This window comes from Bradyrhizobium sp. th-b2 (assembly GCF_000426785.1).
Lineage (GTDB): Bacteria > Pseudomonadota > Alphaproteobacteria > Rhizobiales > Xanthobacteraceae > Bradyrhizobium > Bradyrhizobium septentrionale.
In genome coordinates, this window is record NZ_AUGA01000272.1 from 1 (window position 1) to 1,037 (window position 1,037).

1 pseudogene is annotated in these 1,037 nt (G+C 62.2%); it reads left to right on the forward strand.

The annotated features are described in order from the left end of the window. Positions 1-330 precede the first annotated feature (330 nt). Positions 331-521 (forward strand): annotated as a pseudogene (locus tag K359_RS56775) (hypothetical protein); the annotation flags it as partial. Positions 522-1,037: the final 516 nt, after the last annotated feature.

The window sequence follows — 1,037 nt, forward strand, 5'->3', positions numbered from 1 at the left end:
CTTGTGCGCCATGCGCTCCGGCAGGCTGTGCAGTTTCCAGTAGAGGGTGCCAACCCAGAAGACTGTAGCTACGAGGAAAATGCCCATCACCACCATCAGGGTGTCCGACCCGTCGGCGCCTGGAATGAAGAACGGCAGATGATGGGGGGCTGCCGGAAGCATCTGTTCGCTCAAATTTCATCTCCCTTCCGGGCGCTGGCGCTTTCGCAGCCGTGCCTCGCACCGTGCCTTCCTGACGCGCGCCTTGCTTGATTTGGATCAAAGAAGACGGCCAGCTCGCTCCTACCGTTCTCGGGCAAGGCTCAAGATTGATCCCAGGAGTCCCCAGCCATGCGAGACAAAATTGACGACCTGATCCCGAAGGCGCACGAGATCCAGAAGCAGGCGGCGCTCCAGGAAGCGGAGAAGGCCGAGGAACATGCCAAGCGTGCGGCTGTTGTGGAGGCCGAGAGCACGCCTTGATCGAGCGGTTGAGCAAGCCGTCCGGTCTCAGCGAGGACGAGAAGGTCAAGCTGGCCTCGGGACCATTCGCGGTCCGCTGGCGGAAAGCGCCCTGCGCCCGCGAGGCCGCGTGGAGCAGAGATACGCCTGGAGGCGAGTATTTGACGCCCGAGGTGCCAAGTCGGCTCTACGCGGCCTCCTAGCCATTATGAATGCCTCGGAGCCAGTGGATGTCGTTGCGCTTAACTGAACCGGTCGAAACTCGCCGGCGCCCTTCGTGTGGCGGTGGACAGTATCATCGCCCCTAAGCTGCCCGTCGTAGACCCTCTTGCCAGGTGATTGTGTAAACCGGCTGTTCAGCCACGGAACACCGTGCAATCTGGAATGCAGGCGTCCAAGGAACCGCGAACGGCAGGCACGGTTCGATGAAGCCGGAGGGATGCCGCCGGCTGGACCATGTTGCTGTCTTCGCCTTGTTGATTGCGACACCAGCGCCAGCGATGACCCCGCCGATGGTCTATCAGACGGACGCCATGATCACCCGGATCGCTGCTGCCTGCGGCGCGGGTAGGACACGCGTTAACGGAGTGTGCGTC